The organism is Pseudidiomarina fusca (assembly GCF_032227045.1).
In the GTDB taxonomy this organism is placed as follows: Bacteria; Pseudomonadota; Gammaproteobacteria; order Enterobacterales; family Alteromonadaceae; genus Pseudidiomarina; species Pseudidiomarina fusca.
In genome coordinates this window covers 95,848-120,006 of sequence record NZ_JANFPJ010000013.1, presented here as the reverse complement: position 1 = coordinate 120,006, position 24,159 = coordinate 95,848, and the positions used below count along the sequence as shown (strand labels likewise).

Genomic DNA, 24,159 nt, shown 5'->3' with positions numbered 1-24,159 from the left:
AGGAACCAATCAGAAATTCGTCCATAAGTACTCACAATATTGTCACTGACTACTTGCGTCCAAAACTGCGTTTGCAAGCAAGCTGCATCTGCAATGCGCCACCCGGCTTACCTTGCGGAAAAAACGCCAGGTTATTCGATATTTTGGATCTGCTCGCGCATCTGCTCAATCAACACCTTCAACTCTACCGCAGCGGCAGTAATGTCAGCGTTAATTGACTTGGAGCCCAGAGTATTCGCTTCGCGGTTGAACTCTTGCATCATGAAATCTAAGCGACGGCCGCAGGCTCCGCCTTTGCGCAGAATTTTGCGGGTTTCAACAACGTGGGCGTTGAGGCGATCGAGCTCTTCGGCGACGTCCACTTTTTGCGCTAGCATCACCATTTCGGCTTCAAGGCGGGTTGGGTCGAGTTCTACGCGGGCCTCTTCAAAGCGCCCTAACAGCTTGTCGCGCTGCCACTGCAATACCTCTGGCATACGGCCGCGCACAAAAGTAACTTGGGTAGAAATGCCTTCAAGGCGCTCTTCAATCATGCGCTCTAGGGCTTTGCCTTCGCTGCCGCGGTTATCAATGAATTCACCCAAACAGGCGTCAAACGCACCTAGTACGTCAGCTTGAATGGCATCCATATCTTCTTCTTGCTGAGCGACTACGCCCGGCCAACGTAGCACGTCTAATGGGTTTAGTTGGGCGCTCGAGCTTTGGTTGGCGACCCAATTTGCAGAAGAAATAACGCTACGTGCTAGTTCTTCGTTGAGGCTTAACCCGCCTTCGGCTTTTTGCTCAATGTGTAGGCGCAAATTACACTCTACTTTGCCGCGCTGTAGCTGCTTGCGTAAGCGATCGCGCAGGCTGTTTTCTAATGAACGAATTTGCTCTGGTAACCGAAAATAAGTTTCTAAAAAGCGTTGGTTTACTGAGCGCATTTCCCACGTGGCGGTGCCCCACTCAGCTTTGAGTTCATGGCGCGCATAGCCGGTCATTGATTGAATCATTGGTATTCCTTAGGTTTGTAATACGGATAGTTTAGCACCTCTCGCAAAGCAACGGAATTTCACATCCATATCTGATATAATCGCCGCCATTATTTTTGCGCAGCAGAGGAATTCAACATGCGTCCAAGTGGTCGTACAGCCCAACAGATTCGCCCGGTGACTATTACCCGGAATTTTACTCGCCATGCCGAAGGTTCGGTGCTGATTGAGTTTGGTGACACTAAGGTGTTGTGTACCGCAAGTGTGGACCGCAATGTACCGCGCTTTTTAAAGGGCAAGGGTCAAGGTTGGGTCACGGCTGAATACGGTATGTTGCCGCGGTCAACGCACACGCGCATGGACCGTGAGGCGGCGCGTGGCAAGCAAGGTGGTCGCACAGTAGAGATTCAGCGTTTGATTGGCCGCTCGTTGCGGGCTTGTGTGGATATGGCGGCCTTGGGTGAGAACACCATTACCATCGACTGTGATGTGCTGCAGGCTGATGGTGGTACGCGTACAGCGTCGATTACCGGTGCTTGCGTGGCGTTGGTGGATGCTTTGAACTGGATGCGTAAAGAAGGTTTGGTTAAGACTAATCCGCTGAAGGGCTTGGTTGCTGCGGTTTCTGTGGGGATGTACGAAGGTAATCCGGTAGCTGATTTAGACTATCCAGAGGACTCAAAAGCTGAAACCGACATGAACGTGGTGATGACTGAAGCTGGTAAATTTATTGAAGTTCAGGGTACCGCTGAGGGCGAACCGTTCTCGAGCGAAGAGATGAACGCTATGCTAGACCTCGCCAAACACGCCATCCGCGAACTGATGGATTTACAAAAACAAGCATTGGCGTAAACAACACGGACAGCGCGAAGCGCGCACGACCAGCGCAGCGCACGAACAACGAATAACGAATAACGAATAACGGCTCTCATATGAAACAGTATCAAAAAGATTTTATTGAATTTGCCATTGCACGTGGTGTTTTAAAGTTTGGTGAGTTTACGCTGAAGTCGGGGCGTACTAGTCCGTATTTCTTTAATGCTGGACTGTTTAATAAAGGCTCTGATTTGGCGCGCCTAGGGCGTTTTTATGCGGCGGCATTGCAAGACAGCGGGGTCGATTATGATCTGCTGTTTGGCCCTGCTTATAAAGGCATTCCTATTGCGACTGCAGCAGCTATTGCCTTGTATGACACCTATCAAAAAGACGTGCCTTACTGCTTCAACCGTAAAGAGAAAAAAGATCACGGCGAAGGCGGTAACTTAGTGGGTTCCGCTCTTACTGGGCGAGTGATGTTAGTCGACGATGTGATTACCGCTGGCACCGCTATTCGTGAGTCTATGGCGATTGTGGAGGCCAATGGCGCAGAGCTGGCTGGGGTGTTGATTGCCTTAGATAGGCAAGAAAAGGGCCAAGGTGAGCTGAGCGCGATTCAAGAGGTTGAGCGTGATTATCAAGCGCAGGTGATTAGCATTGTGAAGTTAAACGATGTGATTGCTTACGTACAAGACAGCCCCGATTTAGCTGAGTTTTTGCCTGCAGTAAAAGCTTATCGTGCGCAGTATGGTGTGGCTTAACCAGTCCACCTGAAAGCAGTTCTCATCTCGCAATAAAAAAGCTGGTGGCTTGAACAAGTCCACCAGCTTTTTTTTAACCTCTCTGCGAACCTGTATTGGCTAGAACTTCTCTGGTTGCCACGATATACCCATGCGGGCATTCATCACTTGGCATTCGCCGCCAGATTTTTGTCGCTGTGTGGCATCATCGGCAATCACCATCAAGCGAAATTCGTTTTCGATCAGATTAAGCTGGTCGCGCTGTTGGCAAATCAATCGTAAGGAGTCTACCGCACCGCGTTTGTTCAAGAAACGTGTGGTGGGGTCTTCTTGCACCACATTATCGCGTTTGGCAAAGGTCACGTTGCTAATATCGTTGTCAGCAAACTGTCCGCTGGCACCTGCGGTCAGGTAGTGAAACGCCGATACTACTGAATGCTCTACTTGTTGCGGGGCTGGAGCAAAGAAGACGCCGCGTTCACCAAGCACGGTAAAGGCGCCGCTATGAACGTTGACGGCTAAGGCAGTGCGCGCATCGATGCCTACAGCAAGTGGTGTGGCGGTGGTGGCCGCAACGCTTAAAAGGCGCCCATGCCGGCCTAAATCGGAGAATTGTCCGTCTAAGCTAGCAAACTCGAACAAACCTACTCCGCCTAAAGGGTGATAGCTGACGCTATCTTGATTCATGTTGCGTGGACAGCTGTCGTCTTTATTGCAGGCAAAAGGAGGAGCTTCGCCAGCAATGGCTCCACTTCGCAAGGCTTCAGCACTGGTGCCGCTGGCCACCATGGCGCGCGCTGTGAGTGCGTTCATGGCATCGCTGGTTGCGCCCACTACTAATCGGTTCGCTTTCATTTTTAAATAAATGGATGTCATGATATCGGTCGGCTGACTAAGCGGGTTTAATAATGCGGCCCGCACTAGGCTCGGGTCGTTACCCACAATAAATAAGCCGTCGGCTTGGTCAATCATTTTGATGCCAGCCAAGGGGTTGTTACAAAACTCTAGCTGCTGACGATGTTTGTCAGCATGCACGCGAGCCCGATGCCAAGTGCCGAGTTCGGTTTCGCGCAGGGCTTCTAACTCGTTGCATTGTTTGGTGCGCTGCGCGGTATTCACTGCTGCATCTAGGGGTAGCCACTGTACGTTAGCGCCGGCTTGGGCAAATCCACTCAAGAAAGGTTCGACGGCGGTAAAGGGGTCTCGCGCCCCAACCGCGGCAATCACTATGGTAGGTACTTTGTCGTCTTTGGATTGTGCTTGTTTCACCAGGCTTGCTTGGCGAATAAACGCCTCAAGAATGTCGCGTTTGGCAGGCAATACCAGCTCATCCAAGCGTGCGGTATCCGTTTTACCTTGCGGTACCGGCATCTCTAAGTGATCAACCACTAGGTTCCATTCGCGCTCGGACAAATTGTCGTACAAATAACGGGTGGCGCGCCGCGTAAACTCTTCTAAAAAGACCCGCTCTGGCACGATGTCTTCGTTGAGTCGGTTGCGAATAATGACAATGGCATCAGCTACATCATCACGGGTTTCGCGTCGATGTTGCGGCCAGCGTTCGTCGGCCAACAGCGGCTTCACGTACTTATCCGTGAGGTTTAGGTAGCGATCCGTACGCATGCTGGTGTTATCAATCCAGTTGGTATCATCGCAATGTTGCCAAGCCAAGCTGCTACAGAGCGCAAGTTCGTCGCCCGCTAAAAAGAGCTGGTATTCGGGGCCTGTTTGTTGCGCTAAGCTGCTGCCTGGCAAGCCGGCACTCACACTGATGCCGATGGCTGCTAGCCACGACCACACATTTGGTTTCATACGTCTACTCCCACCATTGAATGGCGCCCAAGCTAACGAGTTAGGCGCTTACAGTCAATTAAGTTTAGCTGTTATTGGCATTTTGACCTGATATACTGCGGAAGGTTTAATTTTTCATGGCTGGATAGGTGTTGCTGATGGGGTTTGCCACAATCACAACCACACACACTGTTGGCTCTGCTTGGCAGCGCTCTAGCTGCCTGCTGGTTGCTGCGCTCCTAGTTAGCTTGCTGCTGACATTAGCCCTACCCGCGGCCCAAGCGGCCCAGGCGACAGCAAATGTAGCCGTCCCAACGCCTTCTCAGACCTTGGTATTTCGTGCGCCCGAGCCTGGCCCCCTAAGCCATGCGCTGCAAGAGATTATGCAAGAAGCTTATGCCCAGCATAACGTGCAAGTTGAGTACGTGGAGATGCCGCGTACGCGCAGTTTAGTTGAAGCCAACAACGGCCGAATTGCCGGCGAGCTAGGGCGCTTGCCTGATTTAGACGAAAACTATCCGAATTTACGCCGCAGCAGCTTTCCGTTGTTTGGCTTTCAATTAGTGCTGGTTGCCGATCGTCGTTATTGCGGCGTGTGTAATTTGCAAGATGTCGAAAACCTAGCCTACATCAATGGTCAACAAGGGCCGGTGCAACTACTCAAACAGGAGTCTTTTAAGGGCCCGACAGTACAGGCTCAAGACCTGCACCAGTTGCACTTGATGTTTAGTAATAATCGCGTTCGGGCGCTGCTCATCAACGATTTTGAAGCGCGTCAATTGGGTTACTATCAGCAAAAACATTTGGTGATTGTGCCACTCAAATACATCGTTGGTTATCATTACCTACACAAGCAGCATGAAGCCTTGCTGGCCAAGCTCGATAGCACCCTTGACGAGATGCACGATAACGGTCGTATCACGCAAATTTTTAATGACCATCAAGTGATTATCGAGCCGCTACAAGAGTTTAACCAGCCGCCCCATTTTCAGTTAGTGTCAGCCGCTGCCGGGTTATGGCGAACGCGCACCTCGGTGGATGGGTCAGGCCGTTATTGGGATGTCATTCGGCACGTTTTTGAACCCGTCGCAGACGAACTTGATTTACATACCAGCAGCTTTCAGCGCGCGGTATTGGGGCTGCAAGATCAGCGCTTCGATATGCTCATTGGTAGCAATATCGAGCAGGTTCGTGTGGATGCTGTCAGTTCTCGCTTGCATGTTGATTACGACATGGATTTATATGTGTTTGCCCTCAATCAACACAGCATCACCGCGGCCATGCAGGGGGCGTTGAAGCGGCCCGTGTGTTTTGTTGCCGGGTACCATTACGAGCATTATTTTCCGACCGGTACATCCTTTTATCATGGCAGCAACGCGCTGGATTGCTTTGTGATGTTAGACAAAGGACGCGTTGGTGCAGTGGTCACCTTCAGGGCCAATCAACCCGATTGGATAACTGCCCCATATCACGAATTGAAACTTCGTGAGGCTGACCCTATTCATGTGTTATTTCACAACACCCCACGCGGGCGCCTGCTGCGAGATTGGTTTGATACCCAATTTAGAGAGTTGGTGAGCTCAGGCGAGATTCGTCAATTTTACTCTGAGCCGGAACTTGAGCACGCCCAGTTAGATACTGACAAAGATCGTTAGTAGCATCCGCTGCTAATGAGTAAAGAGAGTTCATTTGCATGTTTCATATTGCTTTGTTTAACCCGGTGATGGCAGCCAACACCGGTAATATTATCCGTTTATGTGCGAACAATGGCTGTATGTTGCACTTAATTGAGCCGCTGGGTTTTGACTTTGAAGAGAAAAAACTACGCCGAGCAGGGTTGGATTATCACGATTTAAGCCGGGTTGAGCGCTATCCTGATTTTGCAGCGTTTAAGCAGGCTATGGGTGAGCGTACCCTTTATGCGATTACCACCAAAGGTACTGTAGGTTATACCGAGGTAGCTTATCAGCCCGACGATGTGCTGCTGTTTGGTTCCGAGACCAGTGGCTTAGCGCCTGAGGTGATGGAGCAAATTGCACCAGCCCAACGTTTGCGAGTTCCCATGATGCCCAACAACCGCTCACTCAATTTATCTAACACGGCGGCGCTGGTGAGCTACGAAGCTTGGCGTCAGCAGGGTTTCGCACAAGGACAATAGGTAACGCAATGCGTGATTATGGCTTTTGGGTAAAACTAGCAACACGGGCATCGGTGTCGGTGGCACTGTTGTTGATTGTGGTTAAAGCCGGTGCTTGGCTGATGACAGACTCATCGAGTATGTTGGCCTCGCTGACGGATTCCATGCTAGATAGCTTAGCCAGCCTGTTCACCTTTTTCGCCGTTCGTTATGCTATTCAGCCAGCCGATAACGAGCACCGCTTTGGCCATGGTAAAGCTGAATCGCTAGCCGCGTTAGTGCAGTCGGCGCTCATCACGGGCTCCGCGCTGTTGTTGTTTGTGCATAGTATTCAGCAATGGGTGCAAGGCTCACCGGTGCAACAACACCAGATTGGTATCTATGTGTCGCTATTTGCTATTGTCGCCACCTTGGCCTTGGTGATCTTGCAGCGCATTGTGGTGGCAAAAACACAATCTAAAGCCATTGCTGCTGATTCGTTGCACTTTACCTCTGATTTAGCCTTAAATACCGCAGTTATTGTTGCGCTCCTGTTCAATGCCTATGGCATGGGCTGGGCGGATAGTGTGTTTGCTATCGGGATTGCTATTTTCTTGGCCTATGGCGCGGTGCGCATCGGCTGGGATGCGTTTCAAAGCTTGATGGATAGAGAACTACCAGAAGCTGAGAAGCAGCAGATTTTAGCCACCATTAAAGCGGTACCGGGGGTGTTGGGCGTGCACGATTTACGCACTCGCGAAGCCGGCCAAGTTCGTTTTGTACAATGCCATATAGAATTAGATGATCATTTGTCGATTCGTCAAGCTCATCACATTGCTGATACGGTTGAACGCCAAGTAGCGGCGCTGTTTCCGCCTACCGATGTGATTGTGCACATGGATCCACAATCGGTGGTACCAGATAACGACGACACGCCTTTTTAGGGATGCGCTTGGTTAAACCAAGCTTGAATGTGCGTTAGCGCTTGTTGCCGATACGGGTCTGCTTCGATGAATAATTCATGCCGAGCTCCCTTTATCACTTCGATGCGGCTAGCCGCATGCGGTAGTTGCTGCACAAACTGTCGTTGGCCTTGGTTATCGACAATGGTGTCAGCCCCAGCTTGCAACATTAAGATCGGAATACTGATTTGCGCTGCTTGTTGCTGAGCTGCGCGCACAGCCGCAAAGGCCTGTGCTACCCAATTAAATGTAGGCCCGCCTAGTTGTACTTGCGGATGCTGATCGTACAAGTCACGGAACATCTGATAACGAGCTTCGCTATGCGTGAGTTCGTTTTCGTCAAAGGGCACCGTGCGGTAATCTTCCATCCCAATAAAGTACCAAGGCTTGCGCGGCTGTACCCATCGATTCAACAAAGCGCCTGATACTGCAATGGTTTGCGCCAGCCACTTGGGCGTACGGCCGGTATCTAGCCCCAACATAGGCGCTGAAAACACGGCTTTCTCAATCTTATGGTTGCCACGAGCTAGCATCAAACTGGCAATAGCGCCGCCCATGGAGTGAGCCAGCAGGTATTGTGGCAACTGCGGACACAGTTCGGTGGCGGCGGCAGCAACGGCTTCAAGGTCGGTGACAAAATCTTCAAATTGGTCGATATGGCCATGGTGAGGATTATTACTTAACCTATCTGAGAAACCTTGGCCACGGTGATCTAACACGGCCACGGCGTAGTCTTGTTGGGCTAGCCACCAGACTAATTCTTGATATTTTAAGCCCGCTTCTACTCGCCCTGGGCTAATCAGCACCAAGGCTTTGGCTTGCTCCGGCTGATGCAAATACCAGGTTAAGTTAACCTTATCAGGGCGCACTAACTGCAGGGTTTGTACTTGCTGCTGCCAAAAGGGAGTGATGGTTTGTAGATAAAAGCGCAGCCATTGAGGATCATTATCGGCTGGCACAGATTGCTGCGTCATTGCATGGTTACCGCTGGTTAACTATTGGGCCTCAACTTAGGCAGATGGTGCTTGTGCTGCGGTTTCATCCTCGCTCACTAAGGGTAGTGTTACTGTCACTTCTAAGCCACCGTCAGGATGATTGCGCGCGCTCACCGAGCCGCCTAACACATTTGCTGCCCTTAAGCTTAACGCCATGCCTAGCCCAACGCCAGCTTTATGATGGCGCGATGGGTCACCACGATAGAAAGGTTCGAACAGCTGCGCTAGTTGCTCTTCTGGCACGCCATCACCGTGGTCACGCACCAAGATAAAGCACTCGCTATCGCCAAGCTCGCAACTGATCTCAATACCATGGTCGGTATATTGCAGCGCATTACGCACTAAGTTTTCTATCACTAGGCGCAACAGTTCGTCATCGCTAGCAGTAATCGGCCAATCACCATCTAGTACCCTCACCCGCTCCCCGTAGCTGGCATCTACGTAAGCCAAATCAGCTGCGAGTACGCGCATGAGTTCGCCGACATCAAGTTGTTCACGCTGTAGCGGTACTAAGCCGTTTTCTAGGCGCGATAAAGATAAAATTCGCTCAATGATGGTGCCTAAGCGATCCACGTCACGGGCCATCTGGCTTAAGTGTGGGTTGCTATCAGGGTTATCATCGTCTTGGCTTAGCATCAAGGCTACTTGCATCCGCGCCAGCGGTGATCGCAACTCGTGCGAGACATCACTCAATAAACGCCGTTGGGCGTTTCGTGACACGGTAAGATCGTGTGCGGCAGACTCTAATGAGCGAGCTAGTTCGCCCAACTCATCGGAACGTTTAGGGAGCTTTTTTAGATGCAGTCGCTCTGCACCTTCGGCAATTTCCTTGGTAGCAAAGGTGAGCCGCTTCAGCGGCTGCACCAACCAAAAGCCAAGCAAGACGGCGATGAGCAAACTGCCAAACACCAAGGTTAGAGTTTGTGCTTGCTCTGATTGCTGGGCGTCGGCTTGTTGCTCTGCTTGCTCGGTTGCACTCAGCGGTCGAATCAACAGAATCTTTTGTTCGCCTAAACTAAAAGGGCCGATCAATAAGCCATTGGCGAGCCGTAATTGTTCGGGCTGGTCGGCGGCTAACTGGCTTAGCAGCACTTCGTAATGGGTACTGGCTAAATTAGGCTCTAGCTGCAGGCGGTTGGGCCCGGCCTCGGAAGTGACAGCCGCTGCCACTCGGTACTGGGCTGCTACTAAACGCCCTGGCGATAGTGAGCTGAAGGTTACTTGATCGGATAACAGCGGCGCCAAGGCAGTTTTAATACTGTCTTGTAAGGGTTCTGGCTGGGCTGGTTTGGCATACCATAGCGCTAATAGATAACCGCTGGTGGCTACCGCAAAGAGCAGTAGCCAGAACAACAGCAATAGTCTTAAGGTAAGCGATTGATACCAGCGAATAGCCATGCTGTCCCTAGCTTAGGCCAGTTGCAGTAGGCGGTAACCGCGGCCACGCACGGTTTGAATGCGCTCGGGGTTAAGCTCAATTTTTTTACGGATGTTGCTGATATGCACATCAAGGCTGCGATCAAATGGCGCAAGTTGACGTCCCAACGCTGCTACTGATAACTGATCTTTGCTCACAACTTGGCCTTGTCCCTGCACTAAGGTTCGTAAAATATCAAACTCAGTGGGGGTCAGTTCTAGCTTAGCTTCATCGCAGCGCACTTCGTTTTGCTGAGGGTCAACCCAAAAGCCCGCATAATGAATAGGCTCAGGCACCACTGTCGTATTTGGAGTGCGTCGCAACAAGGCTTTCACTCTTGCAACTAACTCGCGCGGGTTAAAAGGTTTAGGCAGGTAGTCGTCAGCACCTAGCTCAAGGCCTTGTACGCGGTCATCATCATCACCACGCGCGGTTAGCATCAACACTGGGGTGCTGCGTTGCTGCTGGCGTAAGCGCTGTAATAACTGAAAACCGTTAATACCAGGCAGCATCACATCTAACAGAATGAGATGATAAGAGCCGCTAAGGGCACGCTCTAAACCCGTCTCACCATCGGCGGCTAAGGTTAATTGATAGCCTTCTTTGGTCAGAATCTGCTCCAGCATACTGCTTAATTCGGCATCATCATCTACTAACAATAACTTGGTCATGGTGTTGTTCCTGAGTTTTCTAGAAGTATAGTTTTCTTAATTATGTAAAGAAAGCTCGTTGCTTTACACAGGGTTTACCTTAACTTTACGCTTCGTTAAGTTTGCGCGCTAAGGTATTGCGCCCCCAACCCAGGATCTTCGCGGCGTTTTGCTTGTGTCCTTGAGTATGTTCTAAGGCAAGCTCCAACGCCAGTTGTTCCACTTCTTTGCACAAAGGTGCCAAAATATCTTGCTCGCCGGCCGCGATGCGCCGCTTCAACTCCGTCTGAAGAACCACTTGCAGACCCAGCTCTGGCCCCAGCTCCGTAGCTGGGGCCGAATGTCTTTCGGCTTGCAACTCAGGGGGCAGATCGCTTACTTCGACCACGGCGGCGGGGGCCATTACAGTTAGCCAGCGGCAGCTGTTCTCGAGTTGGCGTACGTTTCCTGGCCAAGGCGCTTGCTGCAACACTGCCATGGCAGCCGCACTGATACGCTTGGGTTGACCACCGAGTTCTTGCGCTGCTTGCTGCAGAAAATGTTCCACCAATTGCGGAATGTCGCTACGCCGTTCAGCTAAAGTGGGCAAGGTTAGTCGGATCACGTTGAGCCGATGCAGCAAATCCTCTCGAAACAACCCGTCTTTGACTCGTTGTTCGAGATTCTGATGGGTGGCTGCGATGATACGCACATCAACAGTAACAGGTTCATAGCTACCGATGGGATAAAACTGGCCTTCTGCGAGTACTCGTAACAAGCGCGTCTGCACCGCTAACGGCATATCACCAATTTCATCTAAAAAGAGTGTGCCGCCATGCGCTTGCGCAAAACGGCCTTGGCGGGCATTGCTGGCCCCGGTAAAAGCACCTTTTTCGTGCCCAAACAGTTCAGCTTCTATCAAGTCAGCAGGAATCGCCGCCATGTTGAGCGCAATAAAGGGTTTGTGCGCGCGCGGGCTATTATCATGTAGCGCTCGGGCGACCAGTTCTTTACCAGTGCCCGATGCACCATTGATCAGTACCGTCACGCTAGAATGAGAGAGCCGCCCAATGGCCCGAAACACATCTTGCATCGCTGGTGCTGAGCCAATCAAACCACGCAGCCCGCTGCTAGGTTCAACCGCGGTAGCTGGAGTGGGAGCTTGGCTGCGCTCTCTTTGTAAGGCGCGACTCACCGTTTGCACCACGTCGTTTAAATCAAAGGGTTTGGCGAGGTATTCAAAGGCACCACCCTGAAACGCACTCACCGCTGATTGTAAATCAGAATGGGCAGTCATCACGATTACGGCTAGCTCCGGATAATGATGACGCATATGCTCTAGCACCGCTAAGCCATCATCACCGGGCATCCGAATGTCACTTAACAGCACCCGCGGCTGGCTGCTGGGCGCTTGCTGTGCCAAGGCCTGATACACACTGCTGGCATCGGCAAAACTGCGACAGCTTAAACCCGCCCGGGCGAGCGCCCGCTCTAATACCCAGCGAATGGAGCTGTCATCATCCAGAATCCAAATGTCCGCATTGCTGCTGCGGTTTGCTTCGTTGCTGCTTAGGTTGTTCATGTTAAGGTTTCTACATAGGGTAGATAAAGGGTAAATTCGGTGTGCCCTGGGCGCGATTGCAACTCAATCTTGCCACTATGTTGGTGCACGATATTCTGCGCTATCGCTAAGCCCAAGCCAGTACCGCCGGCTCGCCCACTTACCATAGGATAAAACAGGGTATCGCGGAGTGCTTCGGCAATACCCGGGCCGTTATCTTGAATCACGATCACCGCACATTGCCGGTAGCGCTTACCATACAAGGTTTGTTGGTGGGCGATGCGGGTTCGTAGCACAATCTCGCCACCAGCTTCTGGCGCCAGCGCTTCACATGCGTTCATGACAATATTGAGTAACGCTTGCTCAATCTGGTCTGCGGCCATGGTTAACTCAGGCAAACTTGGGTCGTAATCTCGTTGCCAACGAATCTGTTCGGCACCAGCTAAACGGGCCACTTGCAGCACCCGCTCGAGCACCGCATGGATGTTGCTGGGCTCTGGTTGGGGCAACTGATTTGACCCTAACATGCGATTAACCAAGGTGCTGAGACGATCGGCTTGGTTAATGATTAAATCGGTATACTCTTGTAATTCGGCATCATCAAGTTCGCTTGCCAGCAACTGCGCAGCGCCACGTAAGCCACCTAACGGGTTTTTGATTTCATGGGCCATGCCGCGCACCATGCTTTGCACTGCCAGTAGTTGCTGCTGTTGTACGGTTTCTTGATTAATGCGCCTAATTTGGTCCATTTGCCGCAGCTCAAGCAATACGCCAATGCGCTGCTGCTCTAGTTTCAGTGGCTGCGCAACTAGCTCGACCGTGATGCGTTGGCCGTCATGAAAAACTAAGGTCACGTCGCTGTCGGATACCGATTGGTCGTCATTGAGCGCTTGCTTGAGGGTGTTGGGGTCGATGCTGCTGTAGCTAAACAGACTAAAAAAATCCTGCTGTTGCAGCCGATTACGACTGCCATCAAGAAGCGCCTCGGCCGCGGTGTTCATGTAGGCAATACAATAATCGGTATCGAGTTGCACCACCGCGGTTAAGAGCTGATCTAAACTAGGTTGCACCACAGTGGTGCAATCAGCGTTAGTTGCCGTCATTGCCACCACCATCACCGCTAGTTGCTCCGGTCGCCAAGGCTGGGCTGTTGATATTAGCCCGCAGCACATACACCACAATAGTATCTGAGCGCGATACTTCGTTACCTTCGGCATCAAGCACCCGCAGTTGCAAGCGCCGCTCGCCGCGGTCGATATCAGTCAAGGTCAGTTCGGTTTGGCTGGAACCCTGCCAAGCAATGCGCTGATCAACTCGCAATTGTAACTGATAGCCATCGGGTAGTGGGTTGGGTGTGGTTTGCCACCGCACCGCAACTGAACCATCGTTGGCACGCACCGCGGCTTGTTGCGCGGGCGCAATGATCTGGGCCGTGGGCGCTGCGGTATCAGTAACCGTTGGCATGGCGGTTTGAGTTTGGGTAGTAACCGGGGTGTGCGTGGTGAATTCGGTGACTGGCACCGGCTGTAAGTTAATCACTTCAGCTTGGGGTAAGGGTTGATCCGAATATGTGACCGAGCCATCAGCATTTTGCCGTTTGTAAACTTGCTGTGCCGCTGCAGTTGAAACTGCAACGGCCAGCATTATCACAACCATGAGGCGGCTAATAAGCATCGGTCCTCCTAGGTTCAAACCTCAGCTGAATTAGACGCTGTAGTAAAGGTCGAACTCGATTGGGTGAGTGGTCATTTTCAGCGTCATTACTTCTTTGTGTTTCAGCTTAATGTACGCATCAATCATGTCGTCCGTCATCACGCCACCAGCGGTTAAGAACTCGCGATCTTTATCCAACGCTTCTAGGGCCATTTCTAATGAATGACACACGGTTGGAATTTCTTTCGCTTCTTCTGGTGGTAAGTCGTACAAGTCTTTATCCATAGCATCGCCAGGATGAATCTTGTTTTTAATACCGTCTAAACCAGCCATTAAGAGTGCCGCAAAACATAAGTATGGGTTAGCGGCTGGGTCTGGGAAGCGAACTTCGATACGACGTGCTTTTGCACTAGCAACCACTGGGATACGAATAGAGGCAGAACGGTTACGTGCTGAGTAGGCCAACATGACCGGTGCTTCGTAACCAGGGACTAACCGCTTGTATGAGTTGGTGGTTGGGTTACAGAAAGCGTTCAAGGCACGTGCGTGCTTGATGATACCGCCGATGTAATACAACGCCATTTCGCTCAAACCGCCGTACTGGTCGCCAGCAAACAGGTTTTTACCATCTTTGCTAATCGACATGTGAACGTGCATACCTGAACCGTTATCGCCAACAATCGGCTTCGGCATAAAGGTTGCGGTCATACCGTAAGAATGGGCTACGTTGTGGACCACATACTTGTAGGTTTGAATCTCGTCAGCTTTTTTAACCAATGTGTTAAAACGGGTGGCAACTTCGTTCTGGCCAGCAGTAGCAACCTCGTGGTGATGCGCTTCAACCACTAAGCCCATGTCTTCCATCACGGTACTCATAGTGCTGCGGATGTCGTGCGCTGAGTCTACCGGAGGCACAGGGAAGTAACCGCCTTTTACGCCAGGACGGTGCGCTAAGTTGCCGTCTTTGAATTCTTTACCTGAGTTCCATTTTGCTTCGTCGGCTTCAATTTTGTAGAAGCTGCCGCTCATGTCAGTATGAAAACGTACATCGTTGAACAAGAAGAACTCTGGCTCTGGACCAAAGAACGCGGTGTCACCGATGTTCATGCTTTGTAAGTATTCTTCAGCGCGACGAGCGATAGAGCGTGGGTCACGATCGTAACCTTGCATGGTGTCTGGCTCGAGGATATCACAAACCACGTTCATGGTGACTTCGTCAGTAAACGGGTCTAATACTAGGGTACTGCAATCTGGCATCAGTACCATGTCTGATTCGTTAATACCTTTCCAGCCGCCAATCGACGAGCCGTCAAACATTTTGCCTTCTTCAAAGAATTCTTCGTTAATTTGCGACACCGGAATGGTCACGTGCTGCTCTTTACCTTTGGTATCGGTAAAGCGCAAATCTACAAATTTAACTTCGTTTTCTTCAATAAAAGCCATAACGTCTTGTGGTGTAGACATGTGATCCTCCGCGATCGCAATCGTCAAAATGAACAATGAGTATAGCGTGCACTGAAACTTTCTGCACTGCGTTTGCACAAAACTAAAGCAAACCCCGTGCCAACTATTTAAATATCAATTAAATCAATAACTAATAATTATGCTAACGATATTAGGAGGTGCTTTTACTCACCTTTTGCACCATGATAGTGCATTTGCGTGCATTGTGATAGTGCATCGCGATAGTGCAACCGGTAAAATGCACAAAAAAAGGGCCCCACCCACGGAGCCCTTCGCAATCAATCAGTAACGAACAAGGTTGAACAATTAAAGATGCTTAGCCTTGCGTCGTAATAACGACGCATACAGCAGCGGAATAACCACCAAGGTTAATGCTGTTGATACTGCGATACCGAAGATCAAACTCACTGCTAAACCACTGAAAATCGGGTCATCCAGAATGAAGAACGCCCCCAACATGGCCGCTAGTGCCGTTAATACAATCGGCTTAGCTCGCACCGCTGCAGCTTCTATCACTGCCTCGTTCAAATCCTTGCCAGCCGCCACTTCTTCGCGGACAAAATCCACCAAGAGAATGGAGTTGCGCACAATGATGCCAGCCAACGCAATCATCCCGATCATCGAGGTTGCGGTAAACTGTGCTCCCAGTAACGCATGCCCTGGCATAATCCCTATCAGGGTGAGCGGGATCGGAGCCATGATTACCAGCGGTACCGCGTAGCTGCCAAAGTGGCCCACAACCAGCAAGTAAATCAACAACAAACCGACGGCATAGGCAGCTCCCATATCACGGAAGGTCTCGTAGGTGATTTGCCACTCTCCATCCCATTTTAGTGCAGCCGTATCCCACACATCGGGCTGGCTGATGTAGGTTTGTGGCAACTCAATGTCACCAGCTGCGGCAAACAAACCGTATAAAGGACTATCCAAATCACCCGCCATATCTGCCGTCACATAAACCACCGGACGTAGGTCTTTGTGGTAAATCGGCTGGGCATAAGGGCGCTGAACTCGGTCGATAAGCTCCGCCACCGGAATCGCCTGGCCACTGGTTTGTGATAGCACAGTGACATTTTGCAGCTGGCTTAACTGACCTTGCCAAGTGTTTGGTAACCGTACTTTTACTGCTACCGGTTGGGTTTGATGGGGAATGGCTAAATAAGTGACATCCATCCCTGCCAAGGCCGTTTGCAATACCCGTACCACTTGTTCAGCCGTCACTCCTAATTGCGCCGCACGCTCGCGGTTAACCTGCCAAACTTCTTCTAAACTATCGCTCACCAAGGTGCTATCAATATCCACCACACCTTCGGTTTGCTGCAGTTGTGCCAAGGTTAACTGAGCGGCATCAGCCCGAGCCTGTGCACTTGGGCCGTAAATTTCTGCAACAATGGGTGCCATCACCGGTGGCCCTGGCGGCACTTCAACGATTTTCAATGACGCGCCAACAGCTTCGGCAATAGGTGTCAGTAACGGGCGAATGGCTAAGGCCAACTCATGGCTTGCCCGCTCTCGCTCGCCAAGCTCTTTCAGAGTGACTTGCACATCGCCCATGTTAGCGCCTTGGCGCAAATAGTACTGCCGCACTAAACCATTAAAGCCTATCGGTGATGCGGTACCCGCATAAATCTGCGTCGCGGCTACTTCGTCCACGCTATCAAGCGTCTGCGCTAGTTCCACCAGCACCGCGTTGGTCTGCTCTAAGGTGCTGCCTTCGGGCATATCCAACACCAGCTTAATTTCACTTTTGTTGTCAAACGGGAGCATTTTCATCACCACTGCTTGCACCACCGCAAGACCGAGCATCGCCACAATCAGGCCAATGAGGCCAAAGCCCATCAGGTAGCGACGTTTGCGATGAGTTAGCAGCGGTAGCATCAGCTTATGAAAGAAACGATGCAATTTATCACTTTGCTGCTCTTGATGATGCTCATCTTTGAGTAAGTGGCGCGCCAGCCAAGGGGTAACGGTTAACGCAATCAGCAGCGACAGCAACATTCCCAAAGATGCATTGATAGGAATGGGGCTCATGTATGGGCCCATTAAGCCACTAACAAAGGCCATGGGCAAGAGCGCGGCAATCACCGTGAAGGTTGCCAATATCGTTGGCCCACCTACTTCGTCTACAGCAGCAGGAATGGACGTTTTAAGTGACTTGCCCAGCCCTAAATGGCGGTGAATATTTTCTACCACCACGATAGCGTCATCCACCAAAATACCAATCGAGAAGATCAGGGCAAACAGCGACACGCGGTTTAAGGTAAAGCCCCACGCCCACGATGCAAATAAGGTCATGGCTAGGGTTAAGACCACCGCACTGCCCACCACCACGGCCTCACGTTTACCAAGTGTGAGCAGCACTAAAGCCACCACCGAGATAGTCGCAAAGATCAGTTTTTGGATCAGCTTAGAAGCTTTATCGTCTGCAGTTTGGCCGTAATTGCGAGTGACTTCTACCTGCAATTGTTCAGGCAACAATTGCTGCTGCATGGTAGCTAAACGAGCGAGTACTTGCTCGGCTACCACCACGGCGTTTTCGCCTGCCTTTTTGGTAATGGCTAAGGTTATTGCTGGTGCAAGCTCACCCCCCTTTTGCCGCGACCACACGTACTGTGACGGTACTTCTGCTTGGGTTGATATTTCCGCCACTTGATGCAAGCGCACTGGCTTACCATCAACATTGGCTACAATCAGATTGCTCAGCGCCTCAGCACTTTCAATAAACCCACCTACTTGCACTGGGATGTACTGATTGCCCTGTAATCGATACCCCGCTTGCCCACTTTGGTTTTGGCTAGCTAGCGCTTGGCTAACCGCATTAAAATCCAAACCAACACGAGTGAGGGCGGTGTTATCTAAGGTGACATTTATTTGCTCGGGCTCGGCACCAATAATACTGATGTCTCGCACCCCGGCGACGTTTTGCAGCGGCTCAATCAAACTATCAGCTACATCCTTCAGCTCTAAGTCTGCGCCGGTTAGGGTTAGCCCTAAAATTGGTACATCATCAATGCCTCGAGCTTTCACAAGCGGTTGCGTAAACTGCGGATGCTGTTGCTGCCAACCGGCTAACGTATCAAACAATTGCACCAATGCCGTGTCGCGCGCGATGCCAACTTCAAACTGCACCGTCACTAAGGCTTGGCCAGGCTGCGACACCGAGAAAATATGTTCAATACCCTGCATGCGGGCAAAATGACGCTCTAACGGTGTGGTCAGTTGCTGTTCAACTTGACTCACATCGGCACCAGGAAAGGCGATCATGATATCAGCCATGGTCACATCAATTTGGGGCTCTTCTTCGCGCGGCGTGATCATCGCCGCCATAATCCCCAGAATTAAGCCAAATACCGCCAACAGCGGGGTTAGTTGGGAGCGCTCACCCCAGGCTGCAAACTTACCTGCAATCCCTAGTGGTTTATTACTCATAACGAATAACCTCGCCAGCTTTTAGCCCGCTGACCACTTCTACTTGACCATTTTGAGTGAGGCCTAAGCGAACCGCACGCCAGCTATTATCTTGCATTCGCACCATGGTCAGTTCACCACGTTGCAACACCGCTTGCTGTGGTACTAGAAGGCCCTCGTGCTCACCCACTTGCACGACCACCGGTAACCACTGACCGGGCAATAGATTACCGTCTGCAGGCAAATTTAACCGTAATCGCACGGTACTGGAGGCACTATGAATGGTGGGAAATAGACGCTGTGCTACGGGTTTTAAGCCGGCTACTTCAGCCCATTTGAATTGCTCGACCGCCGTTGCAAACAGCGCAGGAATATCAACATGCACTCGTAATTCGGCCGGATCAAAGCCCGACATCAACGGGGTGCCTGGCTGCACTAACTCACCTGGCTCTACTAAACGCTCACTCACGACACCGCTGTAAGGAGCTTTGACTGCGGTATAAGACAGTTGCTCTTGGGCGCGCTTGGCTGCTGCTTGCGCCGCTTTTAACTGGGCATTAGCGTTGTCTAAGCGCGCTTTAGCCCGATCGAGTTCGGCATCGGGCACTAACTTTTGCGCCACTAATTTAGTGACTCGATCAAATTCCTGCTGCTCAGCCACTAGGGTTGCTCGTGCTGCCGCTACTTGGGCTTGGGCCTGAGCCACAGCTTGATATTGATCAACGGAGGTGATGGTGACTATGGTGGCACCCGCTTCAACCTGGTCACCAACATCCACGTTAACGGCTTCAATACGGCCAGAAACTTGCGCTGATACGGTCGCGCTGTTGGTTGACTCAACCACCCCTTGCAAATGAATGTATTCAGCAATAGATGCTTGCTTTACGGTGTAATCGGTGGCGTGAGCCATGCCACTGCTGGTGACTAAAACGAGTGCGGCGCTGAACATCAGGCCGACTAAACTACGATTTAAAATCATCTTCATCCCCTTGCTAGAAATCTCTATAGAAAAAATTATAGAGCATATTCTAGCAACTTGGGATGATTTATTTCGCTTTTTTCTAAAGAACTTCGAAAACCGCGCCGTAACTGCCTCGGCGCTGAGTTGCCGGAGCCTTACCTTGGTCGTCTTGATACTCAGCTTCCATAAAATACTGGCCGGCCTCGGTCCAAGTTACTGAGAATTCGCCGGCACCATTACTGGTCACTGTTTGCTCTTCTTGCTGCGCACGGTAGCGCATGCCTTCACGAATAACAGTAACTTCAGCACCAGCTACAGGCTTGCCATCAAACAGCACTTTAAAGTCTGCGGTTTCGCCAGCGTACAAATCGTTTGGATGAGTTACTGGAACCACTTCAAAGCCCTGGTTAGTTGGCGCCAACACCGTATCGCTCGGGGCTCCGTTGGTCACAAAAGTTTCAATCCGACGCGAGTATTCAGTAATGGTTAAATCTTGCGCTTGTTTTGGCACTTCACGCTCAAAATCACCCGGCTTAGGCGTAACCCCACGACCTGGCCAGAATTGACGTTCACCGTTGGCATCTACCCAGCGGGCTTGCAGGTTTTGCGATGCGGTAACAACTTTATAGGTGCCATTTTCGGTAAGCTGCAAATCAAAAACGGAGCGCAATTTACCCGTATGGGCATTCTGTAACTCTAGCGGCTGACCGTTGGGTGCTAATGCCACAACCCCATTCAGGCGGAACGCCACATGGTCACGAGCAAATATTTCGTTAGAAACTGCCGCCTCAAAGGTAACCCAAGCATTTTCTTTAGAAATCACCGTGGCATCAGGTTTGATCCAAGCGCGATGCGCCTCGGCCGAAAAACTTAGGGCGAGGGCCCCGAATAAAATAATATAACGCATGCTAGTTTCCTTTCGTTCTATTTCAATCAAAGATAGTAAGTGTTCACATTCAGATTCGCGTGATTATTGTGCTGTTACGCTTAACTTAATCAGGCCGAGCTCGTGTTGACCTTGCACTTGCGCACTAGCCGGTGCCTGTAATGGCAAGGTGATAGGCAGTTGTAGATGTTCACGACCACCAACCTCACGCGCGGCTTCAATATTCAACCGATACTCACCTGGCGGTAGCTCGGCTAACTGCGGTAAAAATTGGCTTAAATTAAGGTTATGGCTGCCCGGGCGGCGGGTTGCTCCAGTAACTCCATCAATCGGCATGGTGGCCATGCGGCCACTGCGGCGCCACCATTGACGCATATCCTTGAGCCATTTTTCGCCCTCTTTGTTTGCTAGTTTGCCGTCATACCAAACAGCAAGGTCGGCCACCCGTTGATGTTTCGCATCGGCTAACCAGATAGCAACATAAGGTCGATGGTATTCAGCCACATCTAACTGCGGGATCTCTACGTGCAATAGCATCTGCTTGGGCGAAGCGGCTTCTGCTGCATGGGCTGGTACCAACAAGGCGAACCAAGGAACAACCACGCCCAGAGCTACCCACCACCAAGTAGATTTACGACCTTTGGCATAGCGCTTTAATAACAACAAACCGCTTACTGAAAACACCAGCATCACGACCGCTAAAATATCTAACATAGTTATCCATCCCCAGCCGGTATTGCGGCCCTTGTGTAAATCGTTGAAATAGGCAATCCAGCCTCGATCAATGCTTTCTTGGTAAAACATGCCGGTCTCTAAATCGACTCGAAACCAGAGATCACCACCGGCCCGAGGTAAGCCAAAATAGGCCTCAAACTCGTCCCACTGGGCGGCTTTTTCAGCAGGCAAGGATTGCTGCTGCGAACTTAAGTACCAACCTCTGAACACCGCTGGTAGAGGCCCTTCCGCGCTGTAAGACCCTTCGAGTAATTGCTGCTGGCGGGCTTGCATTGCCTGTACCACAGCCGTGGGCAGCTGCTGCTCTATCACTGTTGTAGAGGGCGAGGCTTCTAGCTGATGCGCATGGTTTAAGGTGATGCCCGTAAGCGCGAACAAAAGTGTCGCAACTAAGCAGGCGGCTGAACTAACCCAATGCCAAGCTTTCAGATCGCGCCAGCCTGATTTGCGGCGCGTGGGTTTATCCTGTGCAGCATGACGGCGCTTGGATTTAGGCGATTGACTTGTTGATGAAGTGATTGGGCACATTCTTCGAATCCGTTCTACCTAGTTGAGCTCTCAAAGCAAAAACCGACTCGGTCAATGTTTTTGAGAATTATTATCATTTAACTGTTTACATGATAAATGAGAGTTATTATCATTTGCAACATCGAATTCATTAATTTTCATTAAAAGGTTGTTTTATGTCACTTCGGACTCGTCCTACACCGCTTGCTTTAATGATTGCATCACTGGTATTCACCACTATCCAAGCGCCAGCTATGGCTGCTGGCGAACCGGTTCCAGACCCTGATGCAAAAGACCGCGTAGAGCGGATCGTGGTTACTGCTGCGGGCTACGAAACCAAGGTTATTGATGCACCAGCGAGTGTAACCGTGGTAACTCGCGAAGATTTGGCAACCAAACCCTATTCGGGCTTAGCCGATGCCTTGCGTGATATAGAAGGTATTGATGTAGGTTCTGGACAGGATAAGAACGGTAACTTAAGTATCACCATGCGCGGCTTACCCGCTGAATACACCTTAGTGTTGATTGATGGCCGTCGCCAAAATGATACCGGTGATATTGGGCCTAACAACTTCGGTAACAGTCAGTATATGTACATGCCGCCGTTGGCAGCTATTGAGCGCATTGAAGTGGTGCGCGGGCCTATGTCTACTTTGTATGGTACCGATGCCATTGGTGGGGTGGTGAATATTATTACTCGCCGCACCCTGGATGCCTGGCACGGAGATGTGTCGGTAGCTGGTACTTTGCAAGAAGATGACCAATACGGCAATGACCAAAAAGTTGATTTTTACCTTACCGGTCCTATTAACGAGGCCTTGAGCCTTGCCTTACGCGGCAGTGGTTATTGGCGCGAGCCTAGTGAACCGGGCTACGTGACTGAACTGCCGTTGCCCGATGGCAGCACTTGGACCGATTCAGGCAGCTTTGGCGACCGCAAGATTGTCGGCGGTAAGTCTTGGAACTACGGTGCTACTTTAGACTATAACCTGACTGAAAAGCAGCGCTTTGCGCTTAGTTACGATTTAGCTAAACAGCGCTACGATAACACTCAAAGCCAAGTGGGTACGCTTGATTCTGCCGAGAACATGTGGCGAGCTGGCGGCAACGGTTTAGTTGAGCCCCGGGTTGGTTATGCGCCTTACCAGCGGGTGCAACGTGAGCAAGCTGTGCTCTCTCATATTGGTACCTTTGATGCTGGCGTATGGCGCAATAGCATCACCCATAGTATCAGCGAGAACTTAGGCCGTAGCTTACCGCTGTCTTTGGCAGAACGTGCTGCGTTTCAACAGCTGTGGGACCAAGCAGTCGCAGACCAAGGCGTGAGCCGACCGGTACTGACTGATGATATTCGCGCGGTGATTGAGAGCGAATACTTACCTCGCCCTAATCGACCACTAAAACTGACCAACTGGATTTTTGATTCGACTTTTGAGATGAGCTTCGCCCGCAATAAGCTGGTGACTGGGGTGCAATACCTTGATGTCTCCATGGAAGACGGGGTGTTTGGTTTTTACGGTAGTGATTATCGCGCAGGAACCACTCAAGACCATCGCCAATGGGCTATTTTTGCAGAGAACAGTTTTGATGCAACCAACTCGCTGACCTTAACGACCGGCGCTCGTTACGATCATCACAATATCTTCTCTGGACAGTGGAGTCCGCGAGTTTACTTAAACTACAGCATTAACCCAGACTGGACCGTTAAAGGCGGGATCAGCACCGGCTACAAAGCACCTAAACCCAATGATCTCTTCCCTGGCATCACTGGCTTTGGTCGCCAAGGTACCATTCCTTTGGTGGGTAGCCCTAACCTGCAACCAGAAACGAGCGTGAACTACGAAGCGGCCGTGTATTTTGATAACGCATACGACTTTACCGCCAACCTCACCGTGTTCTACAACGAGTTTGACGACAAAATCATTCGTCAAGACAGTGCCCCTAACTGTGAGATCGCACAGCCAGGTCAGTATTGTGTAGACATTGGTGAGGGTTGGGCGGACCTTGGCTACGACTACTTTACTCAATATGCCAACGTTGACAAAGCGGTCACCAAAGGTGCTGAGGTGTATGCTGAATACGATATTACCGATGCTTTAAGCGTACGCGGTAACTACACCTACACTCACAGTGAAGTGCGCAGCGGCGCTGACAAAGGTTTACCCTTGGTCAATACGCCTGAGCACATGGCCAATGCTACGCTAAGTTACGCCCTAACCGATGCACTGAGCTTTGATTTACGTGCCGAAGTACGTGGTGAGCGCTTCCGTGGAACCGCCAACGTGACCGGCCCGGCCGGCCCTGAAACCGTTGAGGAATATTACAAAGCTTACGAACTGTTGCATTTAGGGGCTAACTACGAGCTCTCTGAATCATGGACTTTACGGGCCAGAATCAACAACTTGCTTGATACCGACTTGTCTAGCCGCAGCTGTTTGCTAGCCGACAATGAAGTTGAGTACTTATGTTCGCCCGATTACAACACGGCTGAACGCGCCCGCAGCTTCTGGTTCTCAGCCAGCTACAGCTTCTAATAACCAGCGT

19 protein-coding genes are annotated in these 24,159 nt (G+C 51.0%); 6 read left to right on the top strand and 13 right to left on the bottom strand.

Translation table 11 applies throughout. The annotated features are described in order from the left end of the window. Window positions 1-131 precede the first annotated feature (131 nt). Complete coding sequence (locus NOG12_RS08345) at window positions 132-995, bottom strand: YicC/YloC family endoribonuclease (protein WP_313932957.1); 864 nt, start codon at window positions 993-995, stop codon at window positions 132-134. A gap of 117 nt (window positions 996-1,112) precedes the next feature. Between NOG12_RS08345 and rph the strand changes: the two genes are divergently transcribed. Then, window positions 1,113-1,826: a ribonuclease PH gene (gene rph, locus NOG12_RS08340; RefSeq protein WP_313932956.1), complete on the top strand. Its 714-nt coding sequence runs from the start codon at window positions 1,113-1,115 to the stop codon at window positions 1,824-1,826. Between the two features lie 80 nt (window positions 1,827-1,906). Continuing rightward, complete coding sequence (gene pyrE / locus NOG12_RS08335) at window positions 1,907-2,551, top strand: orotate phosphoribosyltransferase (RefSeq protein ID WP_313932955.1); 645 nt, start codon at window positions 1,907-1,909, stop codon at window positions 2,549-2,551. Window positions 2,552-2,650: 99 nt separating this feature from the next. Here pyrE and NOG12_RS08330 read toward each other — a convergent pair whose 3' ends face one another. Next, window positions 2,651-4,342, bottom strand: a complete 1,692-nt coding sequence (locus tag NOG12_RS08330; RefSeq protein WP_313932954.1) for a type 1 glutamine amidotransferase family protein — start codon at window positions 4,340-4,342, stop codon at window positions 2,651-2,653. 137 nt (window positions 4,343-4,479) lie between these two features. Between NOG12_RS08330 and NOG12_RS08325 the strand changes: the two genes are divergently transcribed. The 3 genes from NOG12_RS08325 to fieF are packed head-to-tail and all read left to right on the top strand — an operon-like array spanning window position 4,480 to window position 7,381. Beyond that, window positions 4,480-5,976: a hypothetical protein gene (locus NOG12_RS08325; RefSeq protein WP_313932953.1), complete on the top strand. Its 1,497-nt coding sequence runs from the start codon at window positions 4,480-4,482 to the stop codon at window positions 5,974-5,976. A gap of 38 nt (window positions 5,977-6,014) precedes the next feature. Beyond that, window positions 6,015-6,479 carry a tRNA (cytidine(34)-2'-O)-methyltransferase gene (locus NOG12_RS08320; RefSeq protein ID WP_153826245.1) on the top strand — a complete coding sequence of 155 codons (465 nt, stop codon included), beginning with the start codon at window positions 6,015-6,017 and terminating at the stop codon, window positions 6,477-6,479. 8 nt (window positions 6,480-6,487) lie between these two features. Further along, window positions 6,488-7,381 (top strand): cation efflux pump FieF, encoded by an 894-nt coding sequence (fieF, locus tag NOG12_RS08315; protein ID WP_153826246.1) that lies wholly within the window; start codon window positions 6,488-6,490, stop codon window positions 7,379-7,381. On the opposite strand, the gene NOG12_RS08310 is transcribed toward fieF, so the two are convergent. The 11 genes from NOG12_RS08310 to NOG12_RS08260 all read right to left on the bottom strand — a co-directional run bounded on the left by NOG12_RS08310 (window position 7,378) and on the right by NOG12_RS08260 (window position 21,636). Continuing rightward, window positions 7,378-8,373, bottom strand: coding sequence for an alpha/beta fold hydrolase (locus tag NOG12_RS08310; RefSeq protein ID WP_153826247.1), 996 nt, complete (start codon window positions 8,371-8,373; stop codon window positions 7,378-7,380). The genes fieF and NOG12_RS08310 overlap by 4 nt on opposite strands. A 36-nt stretch (window positions 8,374-8,409) precedes the next feature. Next, entirely contained in the window at window positions 8,410-9,792 is a 1,383-nt protein-coding gene (locus NOG12_RS08305) for a sensor histidine kinase (RefSeq protein ID WP_313932952.1), read from the bottom strand. A 12-nt stretch (window positions 9,793-9,804) separates the two neighbouring features. Beyond that, complete coding sequence (locus tag NOG12_RS08300; RefSeq protein WP_110075621.1) at window positions 9,805-10,482, bottom strand: response regulator transcription factor; 678 nt, start codon at window positions 10,480-10,482, stop codon at window positions 9,805-9,807. A gap of 85 nt (window positions 10,483-10,567) precedes the next feature. After that, entirely contained in the window at window positions 10,568-12,022 is a 1,455-nt protein-coding gene (gene ntrC / locus NOG12_RS08295) for a nitrogen regulation protein NR(I) (protein ID WP_313932951.1), read from the bottom strand. Then, window positions 12,019-13,104 carry a nitrogen regulation protein NR(II) gene (gene glnL / locus NOG12_RS08290; RefSeq protein WP_313932950.1) on the bottom strand — a complete coding sequence of 362 codons (1,086 nt, stop codon included), beginning with the start codon at window positions 13,102-13,104 and terminating at the stop codon, window positions 12,019-12,021. The genes ntrC and glnL overlap by 4 nt, the downstream gene beginning before the upstream one ends. Continuing rightward, on the bottom strand, window positions 13,091-13,675 hold the full coding sequence (locus NOG12_RS08285; protein ID WP_313932949.1) for a DUF4124 domain-containing protein: 585 nt from the start codon (window positions 13,673-13,675) through the stop codon (window positions 13,091-13,093). Before NOG12_RS08285 ends, glnL begins: the two co-directional genes overlap by 14 nt. Window positions 13,676-13,705: 30 nt before the next feature. Further along, window positions 13,706-15,118 (bottom strand): glutamate--ammonia ligase, encoded by a 1,413-nt coding sequence (gene glnA, locus NOG12_RS08280; protein ID WP_219968236.1) that lies wholly within the window; start codon window positions 15,116-15,118, stop codon window positions 13,706-13,708. 306 nt (window positions 15,119-15,424) lie between these two features. After that, complete coding sequence (locus tag NOG12_RS08275) at window positions 15,425-18,547, bottom strand: efflux RND transporter permease subunit (protein ID WP_313932948.1); 3,123 nt, start codon at window positions 18,545-18,547, stop codon at window positions 15,425-15,427. Continuing rightward, window positions 18,540-19,505: an efflux RND transporter periplasmic adaptor subunit gene (locus NOG12_RS08270; RefSeq protein WP_162014558.1), complete on the bottom strand. Its 966-nt coding sequence runs from the start codon at window positions 19,503-19,505 to the stop codon at window positions 18,540-18,542. Before NOG12_RS08270 ends, NOG12_RS08275 begins: the two co-directional genes overlap by 8 nt. Window positions 19,506-19,587: 82 nt before the next feature. Then, window positions 19,588-20,394 (bottom strand): DUF4198 domain-containing protein, encoded by an 807-nt coding sequence (locus NOG12_RS08265; protein ID WP_153826253.1) that lies wholly within the window; start codon window positions 20,392-20,394, stop codon window positions 19,588-19,590. A 63-nt stretch (window positions 20,395-20,457) separates the two neighbouring features. Beyond that, complete coding sequence (locus NOG12_RS08260; protein WP_313932947.1) at window positions 20,458-21,636, bottom strand: PepSY-associated TM helix domain-containing protein; 1,179 nt, start codon at window positions 21,634-21,636, stop codon at window positions 20,458-20,460. Between the two features lie 155 nt (window positions 21,637-21,791). Between NOG12_RS08260 and NOG12_RS08255 the strand changes: the two genes are divergently transcribed. Then, window positions 21,792-24,149: a TonB-dependent receptor domain-containing protein gene (locus tag NOG12_RS08255; protein ID WP_258306597.1), complete on the top strand. Its 2,358-nt coding sequence runs from the start codon at window positions 21,792-21,794 to the stop codon at window positions 24,147-24,149. The last annotated feature ends 10 nt before the right edge of the window (window positions 24,150-24,159 follow it).